Source organism: Microcoleus sp. LAD1_D5 (assembly GCF_036702115.1).
GTDB lineage: Bacteria > Cyanobacteriota > Cyanobacteriia > Cyanobacteriales > Microcoleaceae > Microcoleus.
The window spans coordinates 1-23,677 of record NZ_JAUBSA010000083.1 but is presented as its reverse complement, the minus strand read 5'-3'; the positions used below and the strand labels follow the sequence as shown (position 1 = coordinate 23,677).

General features: G+C 43.9%; 20 protein-coding genes. 11 read left to right on the top strand and 9 right to left on the bottom strand.

All coding sequences use genetic code 11. From position 1 onward, the window contains the following. Positions 1–227 precede the first annotated feature (227 nt). Positions 228–2,681, top strand: a complete 2,454-nt coding sequence (locus tag QUA70_RS24440; protein ID WP_333350456.1) for a DEAD/DEAH box helicase — start codon at positions 228–230, stop codon at positions 2,679–2,681. Positions 2,682–2,750: 69 nt separating this feature from the next. Here the strand turns inward: QUA70_RS24440 and QUA70_RS24435 are convergent, their stop codons facing one another. The 3 genes from QUA70_RS24435 to QUA70_RS24425 all read right to left on the bottom strand — a co-directional run bounded on the left by QUA70_RS24435 (position 2,751) and on the right by QUA70_RS24425 (position 7,326). After that, complete coding sequence (locus QUA70_RS24435; RefSeq protein ID WP_333350458.1) at positions 2,751–4,673, bottom strand: ABC-F family ATP-binding cassette domain-containing protein; 1,923 nt, start codon at positions 4,671–4,673, stop codon at positions 2,751–2,753. Between the two features lie 246 nt (positions 4,674–4,919). Next, complete coding sequence (locus QUA70_RS24430) at positions 4,920–6,029, bottom strand: reverse transcriptase domain-containing protein (RefSeq protein ID WP_333324368.1); 1,110 nt, start codon at positions 6,027–6,029, stop codon at positions 4,920–4,922. A 238-nt stretch (positions 6,030–6,267) separates the two neighbouring features. Continuing rightward, the gene (locus QUA70_RS24425) at positions 6,268–7,326 is read right to left on the bottom strand and encodes an RNA-binding domain-containing protein (RefSeq protein ID WP_333410704.1); all 1,059 of its coding nucleotides are present in this window, start codon (positions 7,324–7,326) and stop codon (positions 6,268–6,270) included. Between the two features lie 73 nt (positions 7,327–7,399). On the opposite strand from QUA70_RS24425, the gene QUA70_RS24420 reads away from it, so the two are divergent. The 3 genes from QUA70_RS24420 (at position 7,400) to QUA70_RS24410 (ending at position 8,530) form a co-directional block, all read left to right on the top strand. Next, complete coding sequence (locus QUA70_RS24420; RefSeq protein ID WP_333324372.1) at positions 7,400–7,783, top strand: hypothetical protein; 384 nt, start codon at positions 7,400–7,402, stop codon at positions 7,781–7,783. After that, positions 7,773–8,120, top strand: a complete 348-nt coding sequence (locus QUA70_RS24415; RefSeq protein WP_333324374.1) for a DUF5615 family PIN-like protein — start codon at positions 7,773–7,775, stop codon at positions 8,118–8,120. Before QUA70_RS24420 ends, QUA70_RS24415 begins: the two co-directional genes overlap by 11 nt. A gap of 98 nt (positions 8,121–8,218) precedes the next feature. Then, positions 8,219–8,530 carry a nucleotidyltransferase family protein gene (locus QUA70_RS24410; protein WP_333410706.1) on the top strand — a complete coding sequence of 104 codons (312 nt, stop codon included), beginning with the start codon at positions 8,219–8,221 and terminating at the stop codon, positions 8,528–8,530. An 84-nt stretch (positions 8,531–8,614) separates the two neighbouring features. Here QUA70_RS24410 and QUA70_RS24405 read toward each other — a convergent pair whose 3' ends face one another. Next, positions 8,615–8,716, bottom strand: a complete 102-nt coding sequence (locus QUA70_RS24405) for an AraC family transcriptional regulator (RefSeq protein WP_333093935.1) — start codon at positions 8,714–8,716, stop codon at positions 8,615–8,617. Positions 8,717–9,198: 482 nt separating this feature from the next. Here QUA70_RS24405 and QUA70_RS24400 point away from each other — a divergent pair, with 482 nt between their 5' ends. After that, positions 9,199–9,579 (top strand): DUF4342 domain-containing protein, encoded by a 381-nt coding sequence (locus QUA70_RS24400; RefSeq protein ID WP_333324376.1) that lies wholly within the window; start codon positions 9,199–9,201, stop codon positions 9,577–9,579. An 86-nt stretch (positions 9,580–9,665) separates the two neighbouring features. On the opposite strand, the gene QUA70_RS24395 is transcribed toward QUA70_RS24400, so the two are convergent. The 3 genes from QUA70_RS24395 to QUA70_RS24385 form a co-directional block, all read right to left on the bottom strand. Then, the gene (locus QUA70_RS24395) at positions 9,666–10,997 is read right to left on the bottom strand and encodes a serine hydrolase (RefSeq protein WP_333324377.1); all 1,332 of its coding nucleotides are present in this window, start codon (positions 10,995–10,997) and stop codon (positions 9,666–9,668) included. A gap of 291 nt (positions 10,998–11,288) precedes the next feature. Continuing rightward, on the bottom strand, positions 11,289–11,621 hold the full coding sequence (locus QUA70_RS24390; protein ID WP_333324379.1) for a hypothetical protein: 333 nt from the start codon (positions 11,619–11,621) through the stop codon (positions 11,289–11,291). A 44-nt stretch (positions 11,622–11,665) separates the two neighbouring features. Beyond that, on the bottom strand, positions 11,666–11,839 hold the full coding sequence (locus QUA70_RS24385; RefSeq protein ID WP_006633667.1) for a hypothetical protein: 174 nt from the start codon (positions 11,837–11,839) through the stop codon (positions 11,666–11,668). 276 nt (positions 11,840–12,115) lie between these two features. On the opposite strand from QUA70_RS24385, the gene QUA70_RS24380 reads away from it, so the two are divergent. After that, a complete protein-coding gene (locus tag QUA70_RS24380; RefSeq protein WP_333324381.1) occupies positions 12,116–13,981 on the top strand; it encodes an AAA-like domain-containing protein in 1,866 nt (621 codons plus the stop codon). A gap of 274 nt (positions 13,982–14,255) precedes the next feature. Then, complete coding sequence (locus QUA70_RS24375; protein WP_333350462.1) at positions 14,256–14,855, top strand: Uma2 family endonuclease; 600 nt, start codon at positions 14,256–14,258, stop codon at positions 14,853–14,855. A 13-nt stretch (positions 14,856–14,868) separates the two neighbouring features. On the opposite strand, the gene QUA70_RS24370 is transcribed toward QUA70_RS24375, so the two are convergent. Further along, positions 14,869–15,627, bottom strand: a complete 759-nt coding sequence (locus tag QUA70_RS24370; RefSeq protein ID WP_333350464.1) for a 5-formyltetrahydrofolate cyclo-ligase — start codon at positions 15,625–15,627, stop codon at positions 14,869–14,871. A gap of 117 nt (positions 15,628–15,744) precedes the next feature. Between QUA70_RS24370 and QUA70_RS24365 the strand changes: the two genes are divergently transcribed. Then, positions 15,745–18,432, top strand: a complete 2,688-nt coding sequence (locus QUA70_RS24365; protein ID WP_333324385.1) for an AAA-like domain-containing protein — start codon at positions 15,745–15,747, stop codon at positions 18,430–18,432. A 72-nt stretch (positions 18,433–18,504) separates the two neighbouring features. Here the strand turns inward: QUA70_RS24365 and QUA70_RS24360 are convergent, their stop codons facing one another. Further along, positions 18,505–18,969: a COP23 domain-containing protein gene (locus QUA70_RS24360; protein ID WP_333324387.1), complete on the bottom strand. Its 465-nt coding sequence runs from the start codon at positions 18,967–18,969 to the stop codon at positions 18,505–18,507. A gap of 344 nt (positions 18,970–19,313) precedes the next feature. Here QUA70_RS24360 and QUA70_RS24355 point away from each other — a divergent pair, with 344 nt between their 5' ends. From QUA70_RS24355 to QUA70_RS24345, 3 genes are all read left to right on the top strand, one after another. Then, complete coding sequence (locus QUA70_RS24355) at positions 19,314–19,811, top strand: HNH endonuclease (protein ID WP_333132866.1); 498 nt, start codon at positions 19,314–19,316, stop codon at positions 19,809–19,811. Between the two features lie 246 nt (positions 19,812–20,057). Then, the gene (locus QUA70_RS24350) at positions 20,058–21,332 is read left to right on the top strand and encodes a bifunctional oligoribonuclease/PAP phosphatase NrnA (RefSeq protein ID WP_333324389.1); all 1,275 of its coding nucleotides are present in this window, start codon (positions 20,058–20,060) and stop codon (positions 21,330–21,332) included. A 718-nt stretch (positions 21,333–22,050) separates the two neighbouring features. After that, positions 22,051–23,604, top strand: a complete 1,554-nt coding sequence (locus QUA70_RS24345) for a GAF domain-containing protein (RefSeq protein ID WP_333350466.1) — start codon at positions 22,051–22,053, stop codon at positions 23,602–23,604. Positions 23,605–23,677: the final 73 nt, after the last annotated feature.

Sequence of the window (23,677 nt, the reverse complement as noted above, 5' to 3'; positions counted from 1 at the left end):
ATAAGTTAATAGTTGGGATTCAATCCAGTCAAGCAAAACTTTCCATTATATCATAAAATTATTTTGCAAGAGGTCTAGTAATTGCAAAGCAGCTTACTCGTACTACATCAGGTGTTAGATATCCAGATATCTACTTTATCTCTGTCTGGAGGATAGAAACCGCTGTTGTTTATCCGCAGAGTTTTCAGTTTCCATTCATATTGACTTCTGATAATCTTTGCTTAGTCATGGCAAGGAGTAAACCATCGGATAATCTCCTGCTCAAGATACCAGAAATTCACCAAATTCAGGCATCCCTGCTTATTCCTGAAAACTTGAGTATTCCTGAGATCGACATTCCGCAGCCAGGAGTATTCGATTGCACTGACTGGTTCATTGAAGGAGTTATTTGTTCGGAGAACTATGTCGAGCCATTTACTCCCACTAGAACCTTCAAGTACGAAAAAGTTAATTTGTTTGCCTCTCAGGTATCCGAAAATTTGTTTTTTTCATTGAATGTTCCTGAAATTTTTGGGCATTTTTTTGATCAAGATAAAAAGCAACAAAATAAAGACCAAATCCCAACCAATTCGCCAAGCGAATGGGATCTTTTGCTTCCTATTTTATTACCTCCGCTATCGCTAGAGTTTCCGAAGAAGTTAGATTTTTATCATGAACTGCGCGGATATCAGCAACAGGGAATTAGTTGGCTTGTAGATCGGCCATCAGCTTTGTTGGCAGACGAAATGGGCACTGGTAAAACGGTTCAGGCACTGAATGCTCTGCGCTTGCTGTTTCGTCAAGGAAAGATTAGCTCGGCATTAATCCTGTGTCCACCTGCGGTTATCGGTAGCATTGACTTAAGTATTAAAACAGGTAATTCCGAAGGATGGAACGGACACTTTTATCATTGGGCTTCAGAACTGGAAGTTGCAGTTATTCGTGGTGGCAACCAAGAGCAACGAAAACTTGCATGGGAACGGCAATTTCATGTGTACATTACAACTTATGACACGTTGCGTACAGATGTACGCAATCAAGTTTTAACTGATTATAACAAGTTTGATTGCATCATCTTGGATGAGGCACAGAAAATCAAAAATAGAGACACTAAGATTTCGCAAGCTGTTCGTTGTTTACAGTCTGAATATCGTTGGGCCCTGACAGGTACACCGATAGAAAATAGCCTGGATGATGTGAAGTCACTATTTGCTTTTATCCGTCCAGGCACATTCAGAGGTGGGGTTAAGGATTCTCCTGAAGCTGTGAAAGAAGCTATCACTCCCTATATGCTGCGTCGATTGAAGCAGGAAGTTTTGCCAGATATTCCAGATAAGGTACGTCAGGAACATTGGCTGGATCTGGATAAACATCAGAAAGCCGAATATGACCGAGCATTACAGGCAGGTCGGCAAAAAATTGAGACATCTCTAGGTGTAAAGCAAACTATTAAAATTCAACATATTCTTGCATTGCTGACTGAATTGAAACTGATATGCAATTTTGCAAAAGAGAAATCGGAGAGTCCAAAAACAGCATTATTGCTGGAATATGTGGAGACGATTGCTGCCAACAAAAAGAAAGTTTTAATTTTCTCACAGTACACTAAAGAAGGAACAGATAAAATTGCAAAATTATTGAATCACAGAAAAATTAAATATGTTGTTTATACAGGTGAAGTTTCCAACCAACAGAGAGATCAAGCAGTAAGTGATTTTCGTAATAATCCAGATGTTACAGTATTTTTAGCAACAATAAAGACTGCTGGTTATGGCATAACTCTGACTGAAGCGACTTATGTGATTCATTTCGATCACTGGTGGAATCCAGCGACAATGCAGCAGGCGGAGGATCGAACTCATCGAATTGGTCAGAAATATAGTGTAACCGTTTACAGCTTTTGGATGAAGAGTACAGTTGAAGAGCGGATTAAGACAAAACTTATTGAAAAACGTTTACTGGTTGAAACCACCGTTGATGAGCTAGCAGTAGAAGCAATGGAGAATGCGCTTTCTACTGAGGATTGGCTAGATATCTTTGGAATTAAGCCCGCAGTCAAAACAATTCAGGTTGAAGCAAAACCAGCAGATGCACCTCAGTCTGAAGTGCGCGCTGAGACAAAAACACGACCTATAATCAATTCAGTTCCACCAACTGAATCAGCATCTAGTCAGTATATTAAGGTAAATATGGAGTCTAATCAAATGTCAAACGATCGTTTTCGTGCAGTTGAAGAGAATCTGGAACTCCTCCGCAAGGACATAGCAGGTAGAGAAAAGGCTAAAATTTTAGCCTCTTTCGAGGAAAAAACTCGCATTGAGCTGGGGATTCAAGAGCTACGTAAGCAGATGCGTCCCTTTGAGGAAGAATACTGGCAGCTTCTAGCGACACGAGCAACCCAGGTAGAAATTACTGAACCAGAGGCGGAAATCGTGGTTGCAGAACTTGTAGAGCAAGTGGGGAAACTACAAACTAGCAGTCAGTATCCCGATCAATTACTTCAGCTTTTGCACAATATCTACATTGAAGTCAGCAAACCGGGTACACCCGATGCCGCCAAGCTAAAGGGCGCACTGTTAATGTTTCCACCGTTTGTGAGCTTGAGTTACGAGGGGGAAATTGACATAGAAAACTTTTGCCATACCCATCTGCCGACTTTTACCAAGTGGTCTAAGGCTCTAGCCAAAAAATGGTCGGTTTAGCAGTACCCGCAGCAATCTTGAAAGTCTGTGTCCGGTGAGTGGGAAGGTTGGTATCGCACTCACCACAAATTAACCAACCCGTTCGGCTAACTCCAACCAGCGCTCAGTCGCCTGATCGATCTGCTGCGTCAACTGAGCTAAACGATCCGATAACTTCTTTACCTCCGCAAACCCGCTCGGAGCATTGTTAGACAACTTCTTCTCAATCTCTTGTTTCTCAGCTTCCATCTTCGGAATTTGACTTTCTAATTGTTCGTATTCCCGCTTCTCATTAAATGAAACTTTGGTGGAGCTTTGAGTGGAACTCTTGGATTTTGAATTGTTAGATTCAGCGGTGCGTGTTAGTTTTTCTTTTTCTTTTTGCCCTTTGAGTTCCTTGGCTTCTTCGGCTTTCTTGTAGTCTAAATACACCGAATAATTGCCGGGATACAAGCGCAAATTGCCGCCCGGTTCCAAGGCGAAAACCATGTCGATCGTGCGATCGAGAAAATAGCGATCGTGGGACACCACAATCACGCAGCCGTTAAAATCTTCGAGATAATCCTCCAAAACAGCCAAGGTCTGCACGTCTAGGTCGTTTGTCGGTTCGTCCAAAATCAGCACGTTCGGCGCACTCATCAGCACTTTCAACAGAAATAACCGACGCTTTTCCCCGCCAGAAAGTTTGTTAATCGGTGCATACTGTTGGTTCGGTGGAAACAGAAACTTTTCCAACATTTGAGAAGCGGTAATGATTTCCCCATCCGCCGTTTGCACCAACTCCGCCACACTTTTCAAGTATTCAATAACTCGCTGGTCTTCATTGGGCGTCAAATCCTCTGAATGCTGGTCAAAATAACCGATATGAATGGTTGTGCCAATTTCGACAGTACCCGAATCCGGCTGAATGCGTCCGGTGATGATATCCATCAGTGTCGATTTTCCCGCACCGTTGCAGCCAATAATTCCTATCCGGTCTTCGGGAGTGAAATTGTAGGTAAAATCTTTAATTAAAGTGCGATCGCCATAGGCCTTACTGATATTCAGTAACTCAATCACCTTCTTACCAATCCGGCGGCCCGCTGTCGCAATTTCGACTTTGCCGTTGGCTGTTTTGAACTCCTGGGCTCGCATATCTTTAATGCGATCGATCCTCGCTTTTTGCTTGGTACTCCGCGCTTTCGGCCCGCGTTTGAGCCATTCCAATTCGCGCCGCAATACACCCGCGTGTTTGCGAACACTGCTGGCTGCGGATTCTTCAGCTAAGGCTTTTTTCTCCAAGTAATAAGCGTAATTGCCAGCATAATTGTAAAGATCGCCGCGATCGATCTCCAGGATGCGATTGGTAACGCGATCGAGAAAATAGCGATCGTGCGTAATCAGCAGCAAAGCACCGCGATAGCCGTTCAAATAGTTCTGCAACCACTCCACAGACAGCGCATCCAAGTGGTTTGTCGGTTCATCCATCAGCAACACATCGGGCTCGGACAACAAAGCCGTTGCTAAGGCAATTCGCTTGCGGTAGCCGCCGGACAAGTCGGCAATTTTCGCATCAAAATCCTCAATCCCCAACTTGGTCAAAATCAATTTCGCCTTGGTTTCCAAATCCCACGCATCCACCTCATCAATGCGTTCAGACACCGCAGACAGACGCGCCATCAACTTGTCTGTATCGCCTTTGCCGTGGGACAATTGATCGGAAATTTCCTCGTATTCGCGCACTAAAGCCATTTGTTCGCCACTGTCGGCAAATACTTGCTCTAAGACAGTGTGATTTTCGTCTAAATCCGGCTGTTGGGGGAGATAGACAATTGTAGACCCTGGATTGACCCAGCGATCGCCAGAGTCGATCGACTCCATACCGGCAATCATTTTCAGGAGGGTGGATTTGCCGGAACCGTTGGTGCCGATGAGTCCGACTTTATCGCCTTCATCCAGGCTGAAACTGGCATCTGTCAAGAGTTCCTTGATGCCGAAGTCTTTTTTGATCGATCGCAGAGTAAAAATAGTCATCTGTATAGAAAGTCATTTACCTAACTTAGTTTAGCGCTGACCTTCCCACTCCGGCACAAACCAGATTATTTAGATCCGGCACAAACCAGATTATTTAGAGAATCCCTAAACAAAATTTATTCTGTTACAGCATAGCAATTGCAGATGGATTTGTGTAGCTCGTGATCGGCATGAGGATACTTGTCATCCAGCGTTAAGGGCAGATACACCGCACGCAATTTCAATTGTTGGGCCGTATTTGAGAAGTTATCGTGGATCTTCAGTCTCTGTAACTTTTTGATTATCAGCTTCTTTTTTTTTAATCTCGTTGAACTTACTCAGAAGCTTCTGATAGAGGTAGTCATCTTTGCCTCTAACACTACCTACAAACTCGATTTTCCCACGTACAGAGTCTACGAAACGCGCTAGCTCCTTTTCGGGCAAAGTCACTTTCTTCGCATATTTTGATTCATAAGTTTCTGTAGCTGCCTGTAGTCCATACTTTTCCCAGGCATGAAGAGCACCGTCAATATTACGGACGTATTTACGACTTACATTAATAGTTTGATTGACAATTAGACCTGTAACTTCCTGCCTTTGTGTTTTGTTGTAAGATAGCCTCACTTTTGCATCGTTAATTCTAAACCCATTTCTCTCTATGATGCCTCGCAATTCATCTCCTAAAACAACCTTAGAAGAACCTTTTTCATAAGAGGAAACTAATGAGACTGGTAGTTCATTCCTGTTGCTAGATAAAGTAATGTCATCTGCATATCGTGTATGAAATAACCCATGCTCTCGGGAAAATCTTTGTAATTCGCTATCCATTTTTGCACAAATAAGATTTGAGACTATTGGTGAAGTTGGTGCTCCTTGTGGCAGGCGATTATCGAAACAGCATATCTGAGCTAAGATTGTCGCGACTTTCTCGTCTAGTTCATAGGGTTTTCCCATGAACAATCCCCTAACTCGACCAAAGTTAATAGAGCCAAAGAAATCCTTAATATCCAGGTTGAGAATGAACTTTTTTCCGACGTGAGCTTTAGCGTTAGTAATAATGCTACGCGAAGTCGCAAATCCGTGAACAGAAGGTCTTGGTCGATAGACAGCATATAAAACTTGGCTCAGCTTTCTTTGAACTATCCCTAACGAACCATTAGGGGAATGAATAGTTCTATAACCTCTAGATTTCTTGGGAACCTGAAATTTTGTGTACCGAGAATCGTGAGGAGTTCGGTAAATATAGTATATAAGATATTCATAGGGAACTCTCAATAGTTGAGCAACATCATAAGGTGATTTAAGCTCTTTGAACTTTTGGGAAAGTTCTTCGCAACTCTCGTATAAAAATGGAGGAACATAAGTCTTATTTTTCATAACTATCCGCTCCGACTCTTAAAATGAAGTACCTACTCTCTGAGCATTCACGCTTTTTGCATACGCAGCGCACACTGACACTGTTCAGTACCAGGAGCGTAAAGCTAAGTTGAGAGTCCTCCGTCGCAGTATCGCTCACGGAAATAAATACCCATTAAGTAGGTACTAAGGTAATTATACCACGATTTTATAAATTTCTCAATCTTATTAAAAGTCTTATGATAGTTTATAGATATTATTAATTCGTATTACCTCTTTTAAAAGCCTGATAGGTTTTTTTCTTTTCATATTTTGCCAGTCTATAATTGGGGTTTTTTGAGAGTGCATAATTAAGAAATTTAATAGATTCACTATATTGGCATTTATGCCTTAAGATAACGCCAATTTGAGTAATTATAGTATAATCATCCGGCTTCATTTTAAGCAAATTTTGATAAAATAAAAGAGCTTCATCCCATCTGTCTAGCTCCTGAAGCATTAATCCTTTGTTGTTTAAAATAGAAAAGTCGTTGATATTGGATTTAAGTGCCTCATTGAGGATAGATAACGCGCCTTCTATATCACCTATACTCTGATAAGCCGTGGCATATTCTCTCCTCATTTTTGGGCTTTTAGGATCTAGTTCAAGCAATTTCCGGTAAAATCGATCCATATTAGCAACATCACCCATATCTGTTGCAACTTCAGCTCTTTTGCTTAAAAGGTCAGGATTATTAGGTTCCTTTTCTAGTTTTCTATCAAGTTCGTCAGCTTTTTTTCGCAAATGTACCTGTGTGCGTCTCTCCATTTCTTTGGCAATTTCTTGACTGTTCAGTTTCATACAGGTTGTCCCTTTCTTCAGGTACATACTTCCCCCTGATGTTCTATAAGGATATTTATCTTCTGTCTTGATAACGTGTATTTGCACAACATACAAGTTTTCTATACGCGCCCCCTCCGAATTGGAAATATTATGAACATTCACATCATAATAGTGATGAGGAATAGCCGGATCAGTCCTTCTTAATTTATCAGGAATACTTCTACTAATCTCGTCTCTGTCATTTCGATCGAGAGTGACCCCCTGAATGATCCCGGAGTCATCTATGCCCAAATAGAGATATCCCTCTATTTGGGCATTCAGGAATCCAACTACATACTTTTCAGCATGGTCTACAATCTTCTTAATCCTATTAACTGGATCCGGTGAGTTAATCTCCTTAAATTCAACAGAAGCTCCTTCTTCTTGATTAAAAATTTCTCCTTGCACAAAGTTGATCTGCTGTGTCATATGTGTGGGCATAAACTCTAGTTTCAATGTTGTGGCAATTTGCCATTTCGATCGCATTGTACTATAATTAAGATACCAACCTTTGTTGGAGTATTTTTTTATGTCCTTGCAAGAGCTTAAAGAAAAAGCCAGCCAACTATCAGTCAGCGATCGCCTTGCCCTGCTAAGTGCGATCGTTCAATCCCTGCAAAGTACACCAGAAATCGAGAATTGGCAATATTTAATTGCACGTCCTCATGCTTGGCGCAAACAACTTTACATTAAGGGACGTAAATTACTGGCATCGACTATTTGGCGAGACATGACTGCTAATGGGATGTCACCCGAAGAAGCTGCCGAAAATTGGGATTTACCTCTGTCTGCTATCTATGAGGTGATTGATTACTGTGAAAATCATCAAGAACTTTTAAAATTAGAAGCAGACGAGGAACGCTATCGATTGGAAGTAAAAGGAGTCCAAGTTGAGTCTACGAATGCTGCTTGACGAAGATTCTCAAGCAAAGTATTTAGTCAATCTTCTTCAGGCAGCCGGTCACGATGTAGCTACAGTCAATACATTGGATTTAATGAATCATCCAGATTCAGTCGTGCTAAACGCTGCCAGAGAAAATGAGAGAGTGCTGCTTACACGCAATTGTGATGACTTTCAGCAATTGCATCAAGCGAACCCAGAACATTCAGGAATTTTGGCAGTTTATCAAGATTCTGAAGCTTCTAAGAATATGAGTTATCAGGCGATAGTGAAGGCAATTGATAATTTAGAAACAGCCGAATATGAACTCAATAATCAGTTTGTGGTTCTCAATCTATGGAGTTATTAATGAGAAATTTATGTAAAAATGCAAAATAGAAGTCTCATTGTTACCTGCTATTATACAATCTTGTCGAAATCTAGTTGCTCCTAGACCAAGGAGGCTGAATCAAAACCGCGATCGCCCTACCAATTGACCAAATCACCAAATTCTGCCAACAGTGGCAAATCATCGAACTCTCCCTCTTTGGTTCGATCCTTCGCGACGACTTTCATGCAGACAGCGACATCGATATCCTAGTTGCTTTTGCCCCCACAGCCAACTGGGGTCTACTCGATCGCGCCCAAATGCAGGAAGAACTCGAAGCACTGCTAAGTAGAGCAGTCGATCTAATCAGTAAACGGGCGATCGATCGCAGTTCCAAGTGGATTCGCCGTCAAGAAATTCTCTCTACTGCTCAAACTATTTATGTCAAATAGCCGCGATCACGCTTCCTTAATCGATCGCTCTTTTTATTTCAACAACTGCTTCTCCCGTTTTACCCGTTGCGCGATCGAATATTGTTAGGGAGATGTGCCTATCAACTGCTTCAACAGATGGCTGAAATGAAATTGACTCATGCCCAGCAATTGAGCTAGATCTGCAAGCTTAATATCTTGATTCAGATGTTCGTTGATGTACTCGGCTTGCGTTTCTGATTTTATTGTCCTTCGCCAGTGCGATCGCTATCTCTGGGATGCTTTTGAGAACTGGCATTGCAAGCCATAGCTTGATTGTGCCTAGATAGCAATCACTTTTGAAGTCATTGTAGAAATATAAAGTTTTAATTTTAATTATTTTCCCTGACTTTACTTCGCTTGGTGTCCAATTTAAAGATTCAACAGACAGCAGCCACCTTGGCATAGCTGGCAGTACGCACCTTACTTGTATCTAGAGACGGGTTGTTTAAACAATATTATCTCTACCTTTAGGAAGAGGTAAACCCGCTCTGATCTAACGCCACAAAAATAATGTTGTGAGTAAAAAGGCGGGGGTGGAAAGTACGAATGCAGATTGTAGGGTTTCCTTGCCTGTCATTCCTAAGTGCGATCGCCGAAGATCGGAGTATAGAAATTAAACGGCTGGTTTTCGCCCGCCCTTACAAAAAATGAACTCACAAGTAAATCGCACAGAAGAACAAGTAACGATTCTGCAAGACGAAACAGCAGCGGCCGGGAATTCAGCCAACGCAACAGTTGAAACTCATGTATTCGCCTCAGAATTTGTAACAGAGGAAAAAGTCAGAGTGGAAGAATTTAAGATTAGCGCCGATAGTTTAATTGCTAAAGTCAAAGAACTAATTCAGCAAGGAAAACTCCGCCGCCTCGTCATCAAAAACTCGCAAGGGCGGACTTTGGCAGACATTCCGCTGATGGCTGGATTGGTAGGCGGCGTTGCCGGCTCAGTAGTCTTTCCAATTGCTGCTGTACTTGCTACAGTGGGGGCAGTTGCGGCTCATTTGACTGTAGCAATCGAGCGCAAAGAATAGTCATTAGTAATTAAAAATCTTCTCTTCAAGTCCGCGAAGGCGGACTTTGTTTGTTTAGTAGCGATTTCAATCGCCGAATTGTCTGATCAACGTAACTTCTCCGGTACTCTCGCCGCAGGTTGGTCTAAATAATTGTAAACAATCCGCGAAATCCGACGCACAAAATCTCTCACAATCGGGTCATTGTAAGGACGCTTGACAAATATCGCCGCTAAATAACGCTTACCGTTGGGCATATCAATAATTCCCGCATCGCCAACTACAAAGCCGATATCTCCGGTTTTGTCAGCAATCACGGCTCCTGGGCCCAAACCGGAAGGCAAAAGCGTTCTAGTTGTTGTGTGCCGCAGTAATTCTAAAGCTTGTTCCCGGCTCGATTCAGAAACTAATTTATCGCGAGACAGCATCGCCAGCAGCTTTACCATATCAACAGAACTTGTGGTATTTGTTCCTTGAAAATCGCCGAGCCAATTGCGAATTCTCGTATCAGTTAATCCCCAACTGCGAAAACGCTCGTTGAGTTTAGTAATTCCCCCCAAACGTTCAATAATCATGTTGGTGGCTGTATTATCGCTGATGGTAATCATTTTATCTACGGTTTCTCTGATGCTAAACCGAGTGCCATTTGGTCTGTCTTGCATAGTTCCAGAACCGCTGGCAACTAAGTCGGACTTCATAACTAATGTTTCGTCTAGGCTAACTTTGCCTGCGTCTACATCTTGATAAAAAGCAATCAGAATAGGTAATTTGATGGTACTGGCGGCCGGAAATACTCGATCGCCCTTGATATCCAAATAGTTTCCTGTATCTAAATCCAGAAAAAACATTCCGGCGCTGAGGGATCTATACTGTGCGATCGCACTTTCGATTTGAGGCTTGATGGCTGTCATTTCCAAGCCTGTTGACATCCCCAAATCAGCGGAATAGTTTCTCTGATTTCCCGGCGAAACAGTGGGCGTAACTTGACCTGCTGCTTGTTCTATGCGGGTAATAGCTGTTGGGATCAAAGACTCGTTCCCCGCTATTTGCTCGGGATTAGGCAACTGAAACGACCAGCGAGTGGAAGATTCTCTAATGACTCGGACTTTTTGCGGATCTAACTTATAACCGGGAGTTAATTGTATCACTAACCTGGTAGTTCCGGTGTCAAATTGCCCGACTCTAATTTGTTGAATAGCTGAGTTGTAGCTTTGAGGAGTTTCGGGATATTCCAAGACTATTCCCGGTAAATCAATTATTAAGCGCGTGGGATTAGCAATTAGTTTAACTTCCGGCTGAACTCCTGAATCTGTTGTTAAATTGAGCTGATTTTTGCTCGCCTCGAAGTGCCAAGATGTTAGTGTATCAGCTTTTGCGGGCAGGGCGATCGAGAAAAGACTAAGGGCGGCCGGCAACAGCCATTGCAGTTTTAGAGTCATGTTTAAAAAGAAAGAGTTTAACGGCTGCAACGAGAAAGCGGCTGGAAAAACGTTTGCAACCGCTTTCGAGACGAAGCACCTAGCATCATACAGTCAACTCTTGCCCGCAGCCGTAATTTTTTTATTTGCTTTGAGAGTATTCCGTTTCCGGGACTGCTCTCAAATCCGGTTCTATTACCCCTTTTTCTTCCAGTCTCGCGCAGGCAGACAAAACTTTGTACACGGGCAGATTCTCTTGGGAGAATTATTGTTTTGTCGGCCAAAATTTTAGTCACTTGAGATGAATTCAAGTTAGGCGACTTCTCGATTTCTAGCATCTTCTAGCGAGTCAATCGCGGCTTTGAGAAACACTTTTCCTTTAGCAACAAATCGGCGATCGCTCAAAGGATCGTAAGCTTCCCAATTACCGCTAACTTCGCGATCGCACCACAAAAACCAGCAGCGGTAGATTTCTCCGCTATCTATATCATCGCACAAAGCCAGCCAATCATCCCCCGTGAGAGCGCTGGCATCTAATGCTACCAATTCCACCCACGCAAGTGCAGTGCAGGCATCGATAGCCTCAGCGTCAACGGAGTCACATTTGGTAGCTATAGGTTGTGGCGAACACAGTGTAGACTTCATAATTTCTCCTTAATTCAATTAAATCAATCAATCAATGAATTGCCCTATTTATGGAACTGACCCGGTACGCCAAGTGGAAAAACTGTGTTTTGATAAATTTCTGGTTGGTCAAATTTACCAGCGGCGGATGCTTCTGTTAAATTATTAAGTGTATTAATTGTGAAAATGGCGGCGGTTCCCAAAGCGGCCATTGCCAGTCTGTGTAAGATTTTGCTCATTTGGCTGCTCCTTTTTTGCTTGGTGTATCTACTCTAAAAAGTTAAGTGGTGATTAGCGGCGGAGATTGGGGACTTAAGAAAAACTTTTTATCCTAAAATATATTCAACTGTTGAAGCCGTTATCAGGACAGAGTTTCAGGAGTCGATCGCCAAAAAAACCTCCCCAAGTAAAATTCCTTAAATTCCGGCTGGCTGATTATCTTCCTTAAAATCGCCTAAAATGGGTACTTAAGGCGTTAAACTTTCTAGATTCGTTCCCCTTTCACTGCAAGCGAAGTGCTCAAGTCAACACGCGATCGCGGTCGCATTCTCACTGCCTCTGGCTTAAAGAAACTTAACGAGGCGCTCCAAGAATGGTCTGACCGACATAACATTAGAGGTACTCTGACTGAAATCGAGGCTGAGTCTGGCGTTGGTGCGGATACAGTCAGCAAAATTAAGCAGGGTAGAGAAGGTGCGGATTTGAGTAAAATTCGACAGTTGTTCGCGGCTTTTGAAATGACTCTGGCTGCTAGCGACCACCGATCGGCTAAACTTGAGGAACCGACAAATTTAGACGAGCTGGACAATTCGCCGGCAGCGGAAGATACAGCCAGCAGCAGAATTGTTAAAGTATTTGTCAGTTATCGCAGCGCCGAACCGGATCGCGAGTTGGGAAAACAGTTGGAAATAGCCTTAAGCGCGATCGGGCATACAGTCTTTACCACAGAAAATAGCATTAGATTGGGAGATAATTGGTTCGATCGCATTAATTTCTTCCTCCAAGAATGCGATTATTTGCTACTACTGTTGCCGCCAACGGGAAACCAAAGCGAACTACTAACATACCAAGTTCAGCAAGCAAAAGAACTGCAAGACTCCCGCCCTGACAGAAAACCAATAATTCTCCCCATCCGCGTCGGTTTTCCCCTGAACGCGCCTCTAAATCACGACTTGCGTGGCTATCTGTACCGCATCAAACAGAGGGAATGGAAAACCACCGCCGACACTCCAATTATTATCGAAGAAGTTCTGAATTTACTAGCAGAAGAACCCGCACCAGTTACCGAAGAAACGGAAAATTTAACACAAAAACAGCTATTAGAAATTAGCAGCGACGAAATACCTCTACCCGCCGCTGAACCGGAATTACCGGGAGGACAAGTAGATGTTGCTTCTCAATTTTATGTAGAACGCCCGCCCATCGAAGAACGCTGTTATCAAACTATTGTGCAGCCCAGCGCGTTAATTAGAATCAAAGCGCCGAGACAAATGGGCAAAACTTCATTGATGGCAAGAATTTTGCATCACGGAACCCGTCAAGGTTATTGCACAGTGCCGCTAACTTTTCAGTTAGTAGATAAAGGCGTATTTGCCAACTTAGATAAATTCTTAAAATGGTTTTGCGCTTACGTGGGCCGCGAGTTGCACTTACCCAATCAATTAGATGATTATTGGGACGAGATTTTTGGCAGCAAAGTCAACTGCAAAGATTACTTTGAAAAATACATTTTACCACAAATCGACAGTCCTTTAATTTTAGGATTAGACGAGATCGATCGCGTTTTCCAATATCCCGACATTGCCGAAGACTTTTTAGGACTGCTGCGGGCGTGGCACGAAGAATCGAAGCGGCGCGACATCTGGAAAAAACTGCGATTAATTGTAGTTCACTCCACCGAAGTTTACATCCCGATGAACATCAATCAATCGCCTTTCAACGTCGGACTGCCCGTAGATTTGCCCGAATTCAACTCTCAGCAAATACAAGATTTAGCAGCGCGCCACAACTTGAATTGGTCGGATGCAGAAGTTGAAAACTTGATGGCAATTGTCGGCGGTCATCCGTATTTAGTGCGAGTTGCATTATATCACATTTCGCGATCGGATTTGACACTGAATGAATTAAAAGAAACTGCGATCGCAGATGCGGGAATTTACAGCGACCATTTGCGGCGGCAGTTGTGGAATTTGGAAGAATATCCTGAGTTAGCGCAGGGGATGAGAGAGATTGTGGCGGCGGACTCTCCGGTGCAATTAAAGGCAATGCAGGCTTTTAAATTAGACAGTTTGGGGTTGGTGAAGTTGCAGGGGAACGAGTGCGTGCCGAGGTGCGAACTGTATCGACAATATTTTCGATCCCACTTGAGCGCGATCGGGTAAAATTTGGTCAGTAACTGCGGTAAGTAATAATCAGGTGAATGATAGCCATGAACGATATTTTTTTGATAACTTCCGATAATTGGCTAGATTGGATAGCCGTATTTGGTTATCTAGCTTTTACAGCTTTCATTGCATGGCGCGTGTTCACCACAAAGTAGATATATTATGAAATTACCTTCTTCCTCTTTTTCTTTCTTACTTTACGTCCTTCGCGCCTTCGCGGTTCGTTAAAGAAACGGTAAAATAAGACAATAATCAACTCCCCCCTACAGTTATGCCGCCCGTCGAAACTGTTGCAGCAATTCCGAACGATCTGATTTTGCGCTTGAGCATCGAGCAGTATCATGCGATAATTCAAGCTGGCATTCTCACGGATGATGACTCTGTAGAATTGCTGGAAGGTTGGCTGGTTTTCAAAATGCCCAAAAATCCACCGCATCGAGTCACAACTCGTCTTGTCAGAACAGCTTTAGAGAATATTTTACCCCCTGGTTGGTATGTCGATTCTCAAGAACCCATCACGCTATCCAATAGCGAACCTGAACCTGATATAGTGGTTGTCCGAGGAGATACGCGACAGTATCTCGATCGGCATCCGGGTGCGGAAGATATTGCCCTGATTATTGAAGTATCAGATACGACGCTTCAGCGCGATCGCACTGTCAAAAAACGGATTTATGCCCGCGCTGGAATTGCGATTTATTGGATTGTGAATCTTGTGGAAGGGTTGGTTGAGGTATACTCTCAACCTCTTGTTGAAGTCGAACAGCCAGATTACAGTCAAAGGTTAGATTTTGGGCGATCGGCTGTTGTACCGATTATTATTGAAGAGAGAGAAATTGGGGCGATCGCTGTAGATGCTCTTTTGCCTTGATTTGGATTGAAAGCTATTTTTTATTGGTTAATTGCTCTCTCAACTTTGGCAAAATTGGAATTTGTGCTAACTGTTCCGGCCGTAGACAATCCCAGTTTAACCCAATTGGACGCGGATAACTTGTATTAGTCTCAATTACCTCCTGGGCAGTAACAATCCAATTCAGGGCCCAATCGTGAGCTTGCATTGGTAAACGCAAATCTTCGACTATTTGCAAAGGATGCACTGTTGTCACAATTGGCGTATCCATTTGTACTAACTGGAATTCTTGCAACATAGCCAATTCTAAATCCGCAAATCCTGCACCTTTCCCGGTTCTTCCACCGCCCGGCCCTGCTGCTACGCAGCCGACTATTACTAAATCAATCGGCTCCATTTCTGCAAAACTTACTAATTTTCCGCAAGCGAGTGCTTTGCGGGCGATCGCACTTTCGGCAATTGATATATTTTGTCTCTGCAAATCCCCAGCAGTCAACTCAACAAAACAGCGATCGTCTGTCAATCGCGGTACTGCCATATACAGGCGTTTTCCATCTTGCAAAGCTTGCATCCGCACCGGAATTTGCGCCGAATCTGGATTGCACTTAATCGTGTTTGCTTGTTGCCATATTGGTAAAGTTGCCAATCTTTTCGCAGCCACCTGTGCACCGACAAAGTGGGGAATATGGCCAAACGGATCGCCAATAGATGCGGCTTGATGCTTCAGCAAAGACCAAATTTCAGCTCTTAACTGGTCTTTGTCGTCGTTATATCCCGTCCAATCAGTTTTCATACTGTATTGTGTTAGAATTTATCATACAGAATTATGCTTTAATACCGCCTCACTTCTTCAGTCCGCGAAGGCGGACTTTGTTTGTGTAGTAGCGGTTTCAACCGCCGAATAACTTATATGAATTTTACTACAAAGCCCAGTTACTATCAAGTCGGCGGCAGTCTCACAAATAACGCTCCCAATTATGTGAAGCGACAAGCAGACGAGGATTTCTATAACGGATTGAAAGCCGGGGAATTTTGTTATGTTTTGAATTCCCGGCAAATGGGCAAATCTAGCTTGCAGGTGCGGACAATTCAGCGGCTGAGAAATGAAGGAATTGCTTGTGCTGCGATCGACATTTCGGAAATTGGCAACCGCGGCGTCACTCCCGAACAGTGGTATGCTGGTTTGCTACGCATTCTGGAAAATAACTTTAACCTGTCGGATATTGTCAACGTGCGGACTTGGTGGCGCGATCGCAATTTTTTAAGTCCGGTTCAAAGATTGAGCGAATTCATCGAAACCATACTCTTAGCCAACATTTCCAGCAATATTGTCATTTTTATTGACGAAATCGACAGCATTCTCGCCCTAGATTTTCCCGCCGATGATTTTTTAGCCTTAATTCGATCGTGCTACAACAAGCGCGCCAACAATTCAGAGTTCGATCGCCTAACTTGGGCCCTCTTAGGCGTAGCATCGCCGACGGATTTGTGCCGCGAGCAAAATGCCAGCAGCAACACCCCTTTTAATATTGGCAAGGCGATCGAATTAACTGGTTTTGACGAAACAGAAGCTCAACCGCTAGCAGCGGGGTTGGCAGAGCTTACAGACAGCCCTCATGAAGTTGTGAGAGAGGTTTTGTATTGGACTGGCGGGCAGCCTTTTTTGACTCAAAAGCTGTGCAAACTTCTCTTTGAAAATGCCAAATTAGTCCAAAATTCCAAAGAGTGGGTGGAGAAAGTAGTCCGCTTGAAAATCGTGGAGAATTGGGAAACTCAAGATGTACCCGAACATTTGTCCACAATTCGCGATCGGCTTTTCAAAGAAAACCAGCGCATTGTCAGGAGACTCGGATTGTATCAGCAAATTTTAGAACAAGCTGAAATTGTCCCCGATGGCAGTGCCGAACAAATGGAATTACGATTGAGCGGATTAATCGTTAAACGCCGGGAAAAATTAACAATTTCTAACCCTATTTATGAAGCTGTATTTAACAAAGAGTTAATCGAACAAAAATTAGAAAAACTCTCGCCTTACTCGGAAGCTATCAAACTCTGGCTAAATTCTAACTCTGAAGATGATTCCCAACTGTTGCGAGGTAATGATTTGCAGTCAGCATTAGTTTGGGCGGCCGATAAAAGCTTGAGAAACGAAGATTTTCAGTTTTTGACTGCCAGCCAAAAAGTTATTTTGAGCGACCAAAATCAACTGCTGCAGTCAGCTACACTAGAAACCAAAAAAGCTGTGCGTGATGCAGAAAAAGCTTGGAGTGAAGCTGACTCTGCCAAACAAAAAGCCAAACAGTGGATCGGCATCGGTTCAGTGGTACTGGCAGCATCGTTAGTGGGGGCGATCGGCTTTTCAACTCTCGCTTACGAGCGGTTTAAACTAGCACAAGCAAGTATCGAAATCGAACAAACTGGCAGCGATGCTTTACTTTTAGCAGTATCTCAAAAAAACGAAAACACCGAAGCTTTATCAGAAGCTTTACTGAGGGCTATCGCCTCCGGAAAAAGATTAAAAGCCTTAGTTGAAAACCAAGATAACCTAGAAAAATATCCGGCAACTAGACCGCTGTTAGCCTTACAAATAATTCTTGATAAAATTAGCGAAAAACAGCAGATAAAAACATCATCACTTCCCCAAACTAAGATAAATTGGCAAGCTCATACAGGTGCAGTTACCAGCATCAGTTTTAGCCCCACCAGGAACATATTAGCAACCGCAGGAATAGATGATAGAGTTCAGCTTTGGAACTTTTCTGGGCGAAAAATTGCTGAATGGAAAGCTTTGCAGCAGTCAGTTAATATGGTAAGCTTTAGCCCAAACGGTAATTTTTTAGCGACCGCAGGAAGGGACAGCACAGTTAAAATATGGAATTTATCAGGAAAAAATATTTCTAACTTCAAAGGGATTCAAGGCTCAGTTACTAGCATCAGTTTTAGTCCCGAAGGAAAGTTGTTGGCGGCCGCAGGAATAGACAGCAATGCTGCAATTTGGAAATTGTCAAAACTGCCAAAATCAATATCGTCTCGCGTGAAACTCCCGGGTCACAACGGCTTAGTGAGAAGCGTAAATTTTAGCCCAAACGGCGATTTTATAACGACTTTAGATGGCAACTCTACAGTGCGAATTTGGAATTTGTCTGGAAAACTGAAAAAAACACTTCCCCTTCAGGTAATTGGGCTCAGTTTCACTCCCGCTCCACACCAGTCTCACTTTGCTACAGTAACATTGAATGGCAAAGTTGGGCTGTGGAATCTGTCAGAAAAAGAATTAGTTAAGGAATTTCAAACCTTGCATTTTGATGCGAAATCAATTAGTTTTAGTCCCGACGGAGAACGGCTTGCTACAGTGGGAATTGACAAGACTGTACGGCTGTGGAATTTAGCGGGGCGGCAGGTGGCTCAATTTGAGTTTGAGGAGAATGTTGTTAGTGTCAGTTGGAGTCGAGACGGAAAGCAAATTGCTGTAGCTGGAAGCAACGGCACTGTCTGGCTGAGGCAGGTTGAAGGGTTAGAAGAATTGCTGAAGCAAAGCTGCAATTTTTTCACCACTCAACCGAAGTATTTTACAAGAGTTTCAACCATCTGCAAGTAGGGTGCATACATGACTTTAGCAAGTAGGACACGGCATTGCCATGTCCTACCCGTAGCTAATGAGTTATTACTATCAATTTACTTTAACAGGCGAAACACTTACATTAGGATTTGTAACTCTTTTTAAGAGTTCTTGTCGGGCTTGTTCTGGATTTTGGCCTTTGGGTACTTGATATAATAATCTACAGGAACCGTCTTGAGGATTAGCTGCACAAATAATTAGTTGACCAGTGGTCGATGCACCTGCTGTGACAACATTCTCCCAGCTTCCTTGCGGTTGCGAGTTGTTGAGAATTCCTGAGACTCGGGTGCACCGAGTAATCGCGTCTTCTCCTGATTCATTGAAATAGTTATCAGCTACCCACAAAATAACGGGAATATTTTTGCCTTGTTGGACAGCGATTGTAGCTGGGCGGCCGCCAGCAGCGCCGCAGAAGAATGAAGGCGCTTGGGCAAAGGCGGGACTGTTTGCTAAAATCGGAGCAACAAGGGCAATAATGGACGCGCTAAAAGCAGACTTGAAGAGCCGAAATTTCATGAGCAGTAATAAGCTTGTTCATTTAAGGTTACTAATAGTCTAAAAAGTTAAACTGTTTGTTGCCGGGAAGATTAGGCATTTAGAGAAAAAAATAAAATTTATTCTGCAAATTTTTGCGATCGCACCCACTGGCCTCACATAGGCCTAAACTCAGGGAAAAAAGCTCGCTGACAAACACCGACGGCAGAAAATACGTGAAGCCAGAGGGGGCGCAGGCGCGAAGGTATAGGGTAAAGGAGTGGTTTTGCACCGTTTTTTGCTGAGCCTCGCTGTTCTTGATGCCGTCCCACCTAAACTGGAACCTGTGTTAACATCGAAAAAAATATTCTCTTTAATAATCAACAATGGGCAATGTTCTGGTGCTGAACGCCTCCTACGAACCCCTTAACATCACCAATTGGCGAAGGGCGGTAGTTTTGTTGCTGAAAGGAAAAGCAGAACAGGTAGAACACAACGGGAAATTTATTGCGCCAAACTTCCCGCTACCAACTGTGATCCGACTGCGGCATTATGTCCGAGTTCCCTATAAGGATATTCCGCTTACCCGCCGGAACATCTTGCACCGGGACGCACACTCTTGTCAATACTGTAGTTATACGGGGGACGATTTAACCCTCGATCATGTGATTCCCCGATCGCGCGGAGGAGGCGACACTTGGGAAAACCTCGTCACCGCCTGCGTGCGCTGCAATGTGAATAAAGGCAGCCGCACGCCAAAAGAAGCGGGAATGCCACTGCGCTATCCGCCTCGGAAACCTCACAGCGGTCTTTATTTTGAAGTGACTAAACACGTTAAGAGCGGTATGCACAAAGAATGGCAAAAATATGTAATAGGCCTTTAAAACCCCTGTCAGCGCAAGCGCGGGGGTTTTTTGCGGAAGTTCTAAGTCCTGAGATTGCTTCGTTCCTGGGAACGCACACTCTCTGCATGAGTTAAAAAGTTAAACAGTTAAATAGAGAATTTACGCTCTTAAATCAGGTTTCTCGTAAGAAGTATGGGCTTTGACAACAAGGCATCTACAAAGAAACCGGGTTTAAGAGCGAATGCCGTGCAAATCCTGAAAGAGTTAAATTGTTAATCTTTAACGATGAAAGACCATTCCCCTACCAATTCCGATGAAACATCTGGCAACCGCGAAGCTGAGCTTGATTCCAGCAGCGAGGTTGTACCCGCAGTGAGTGCGCCTGCCAAACGCCGCAGTAAAGCCGAAGTTGCTTCCGAAGAGAATCGCGGCCGTCTCCGGGAGGAATTGCACGATCGCAAAGTCGAGCAGTTGCGCCAAATGTTCGATCGCCACAAAGGCACTCGCCAGTTACTATTGCTCCAAGATTTTCCAGATCCCGATGCACTTTCAAGCGCTTGGACTTACAAATTAATCGCCGAACAGTACGATATCCAATGCGAGATGATCTACGCCGGCGCCCTCAGCCACCAAGAAAATATTGCCTTAGTTAAATTGACAGGGTTGCCGTTGCAGCGGTGGACGCTGGAAACAGTAAAAACTAAGGATTTGTCGGTATTTCAGGGCTGCGCTTTCATCGACAACCAAGGGACGACTTGTAGCTTAACCGAGTTTATTTTAGCGGCTGGAGTTCCGATCGCTGCCGTCATCGACCATCACAATTTGCAGGGGGAAATGAACGCAGAATTTATCGATTTGCGCCCTCAAATCCGCGCTACAGCCACGATTTTTGCCGAGTATTTACAGGCTGGACTCCTAACTCTTGACGGCAGCGTCAGTCTGCACATCAAGTGCGCTACAGCTTTGATGCACGGTTTGCGATCGGATACGAACGCCCTCAGACAAGCTCAGGAGGAGGACTTTTTAGCTGCGGCTTATTTGAGCCGATTTTACGACCCGCAGTTGCTGAATGCGGTGTTGCAGTCGTCTCGTTCTAAGTGGGTGATGGACGCGATCGAGCGATCGCTCAAACACCGCACCGTCCAGAACAATTTTTCGATCGCCGGCATCGGCTACCTCCGCTATGACGATCGGGATTCTATTCCCCAAGCGGCGGACTTTTTAGTAACAGAAGAGAACGTACACACAGCAGTTGTCTACGCAATTGTTCACGACAAAGACGAAGAAATTGAAGTAGTAATTGGCTCGCTACGAACTAATAAACTTACTCTAGACCCCGACGAATTTATTAAAGAAGCCTTCGGCCAAGATGCTCAAGGACGCTTTTTTGGCGGTGGCAGAAGTCAAGCTGGAGGTTTTGAAATTCCCGTGGGCTTTCTTTCCGGCGGGAATGAAAACAGCGATTATGCAAGGCACAAATGGGAAGTATTCGATGCTCAAATCAAGCAAAAATTGCTGAATTTAATTAGTCCTAAAGACAATCCTGTTTACGATCATTAACTCTGGAGTTTTTAGGTGCGGTCTTGATTCCAGCAAGAGCATGGATTCTGCCTGCGGTTGCTACGAGGTTTTGCCGCGTTTTTTTCTCGTTTCGGGCAAAATTTCAACTTTACAATCAGTCATCGACGCACCCTAACTCTCATCAACCGGGTTTTTTTCCTCTTATTGAGGGTTGGAGCGAAGTAAGGGGGTTAAAAAACCCGCTTGAGCCGTCCAGGACTAACAATAATAAATTTTATCCCAATTTTCCCAAAAATTCACACCCAAGAAACCGTTTTTTTTAACTATTGTCAAGGGAGGCAACGAAGTATTTTGGTAAAAAACCCAGGTTTCGGGGAAAACTTAGTTTTATAAAGTTTACTAAACTTCACAACATAATTCTTAAATTATAACAATTCTACATGGTTAGTTTTTTTATATTCCCCTATAAGTTCGCTAAATAAATCACAAATTGTTCGAGTTGGTGCAGGATAACTTCGATAATTTTTTATAAAAAAGCGCCGTAGAATAAGCAAAATAGAGAGGGAAAAACATAAATTTTTGGCTAACTAACATAAAAAGGAATTGTAGATTTCAAAAAAGTCTTGATTCCAACATAAAGTGTTGGTTTCGTTACTCAACAAAACAACCAGTTACTAAGACTTAAAAGAAATTATTATATTTATTGGTCGCCGGTTAGAATAGGATAAAATAGCTTCACGAAAAAAGGAACACGGAGATGTCTACAAAACAGACTTTCTCTTGGTCGTTAGAGAAAATCCTAGAAAAAATTTCAGAAATTGCACTTCAACTCAACGAGTTCGTGGATCGGGAGACAATTTTGCAATGTGCGGTAGAAGAAACCAGGGTACTGCTGCAAACCGATCGCGTGATTATTTATCGCTTCCTAGCAAAAGGAAATGGTGTAGTATTTGCCGAATCGGTTGATGCCCAGTGGCCGCGAATCCTAGGAAAACAGATTTATGATTCTTGCTTTGAAGCCACCTGGGTAGAACGTTACAGCCAGGGACAAACGAGTGCCATTTCTGATATTCACGCTAGTGATCTTCAAGCTTGTGATGTCGAATTGCTCGATCGCATCCAAGTTCAGGCAAATTTAGTTGTGCCAATCTTGCTAGATGGCAAACAGCAGCAATCTCCGAAGCTTTGGGGACTGTTGATTGCTCATCAATGCCGAAGTCCGCGTCAGTGGGAACCTCTCGACATTCAGATCCTGCAACAGGTTGCAGTGCACATCGGGTTGAGGATGCGGCATCTGGAATCTCACCCCCCGGTGCAGGAGCTAAACCAACCGCCGGAACTCGAAACAGCACCGAATCAAACTGATCCCAATACAGAAAGCGCGCCAAGAGTCAATCATCAAAATTGTCTACCACCAGAGTTTGCCTGTTCCCTGACCGGCGATATTGTCCACCTCAAAGCCTTTGACTTGTTACAAAACCCGATCTGGATATTTGATATTGAGGATTGGCAAATCCGGTGGGCAAACCAAGCATCTTTGTACCTGTGGGATGCTTCCACGCCGCAGCAACTCGCGAGCCGCAACTTTAGGGATATGTTGTCAGAGTCTACTCGGATTCGCTTGCAGACCTATGTGCAGCAGTTGGAGCAAGGTCAAACCTTGTCCGAACAGTGGACGTTTTATCCGGGCGGTGAGCCCGTTTCTGTCTGCTGTCGGTGCTCTGGCATCAGGATTGAGAGCGGGCGTTTGGCAATCCTGGTGGAGGGTAAGGTCGAAACCGCTCATCAAATCGAACCGGAAACCCTGCGATCGATCGAGGCAATCCGACACACTACGCTGATGGTTTCACTGTACACTCTCGAAGGTGTGCCGCTGCTGCAAAACCCGGCTGCCTTGCGCTGTTACGGGGATGCGCTGCATCCTGGCTCTGCGACCGATAATGCTTTTGTGAGTCACTTTGTTGACTCTCAGGTAGCAGAGCGAGCAATGGCAGTTCTTAAGTCCGGTGAGGTATTTAGCACGGAGGCTCAAGTGATGACTCTGGCGGGAATTCGCTGGCACGGGATGGACGTGCGCTGTACCAAAGACCCGGTAACAGGCAACCCGATGTTGCTCGTGAACGAAAAAGACATTACCGACCGCCAGCAGACAGAAACAGCCCTGCAAAAGAGTCAAACCCGCTTGTCAGAAGCCCAGCAGGTTGCCCACATCGGTAACTGGGAATGGGACGTGATTACGGGTAAAATTACCTGGTCTCCCGAACTCTTCGAGATTTTGGGACGCGACCGGGCCCTGGGCGAACCTACCTAGGGCTTGCTGAATAAGCCTAAAACCCTTACCTCAAAAGACTTTGACTCGCGTTCGGCGTTGACAACGTGTAAGA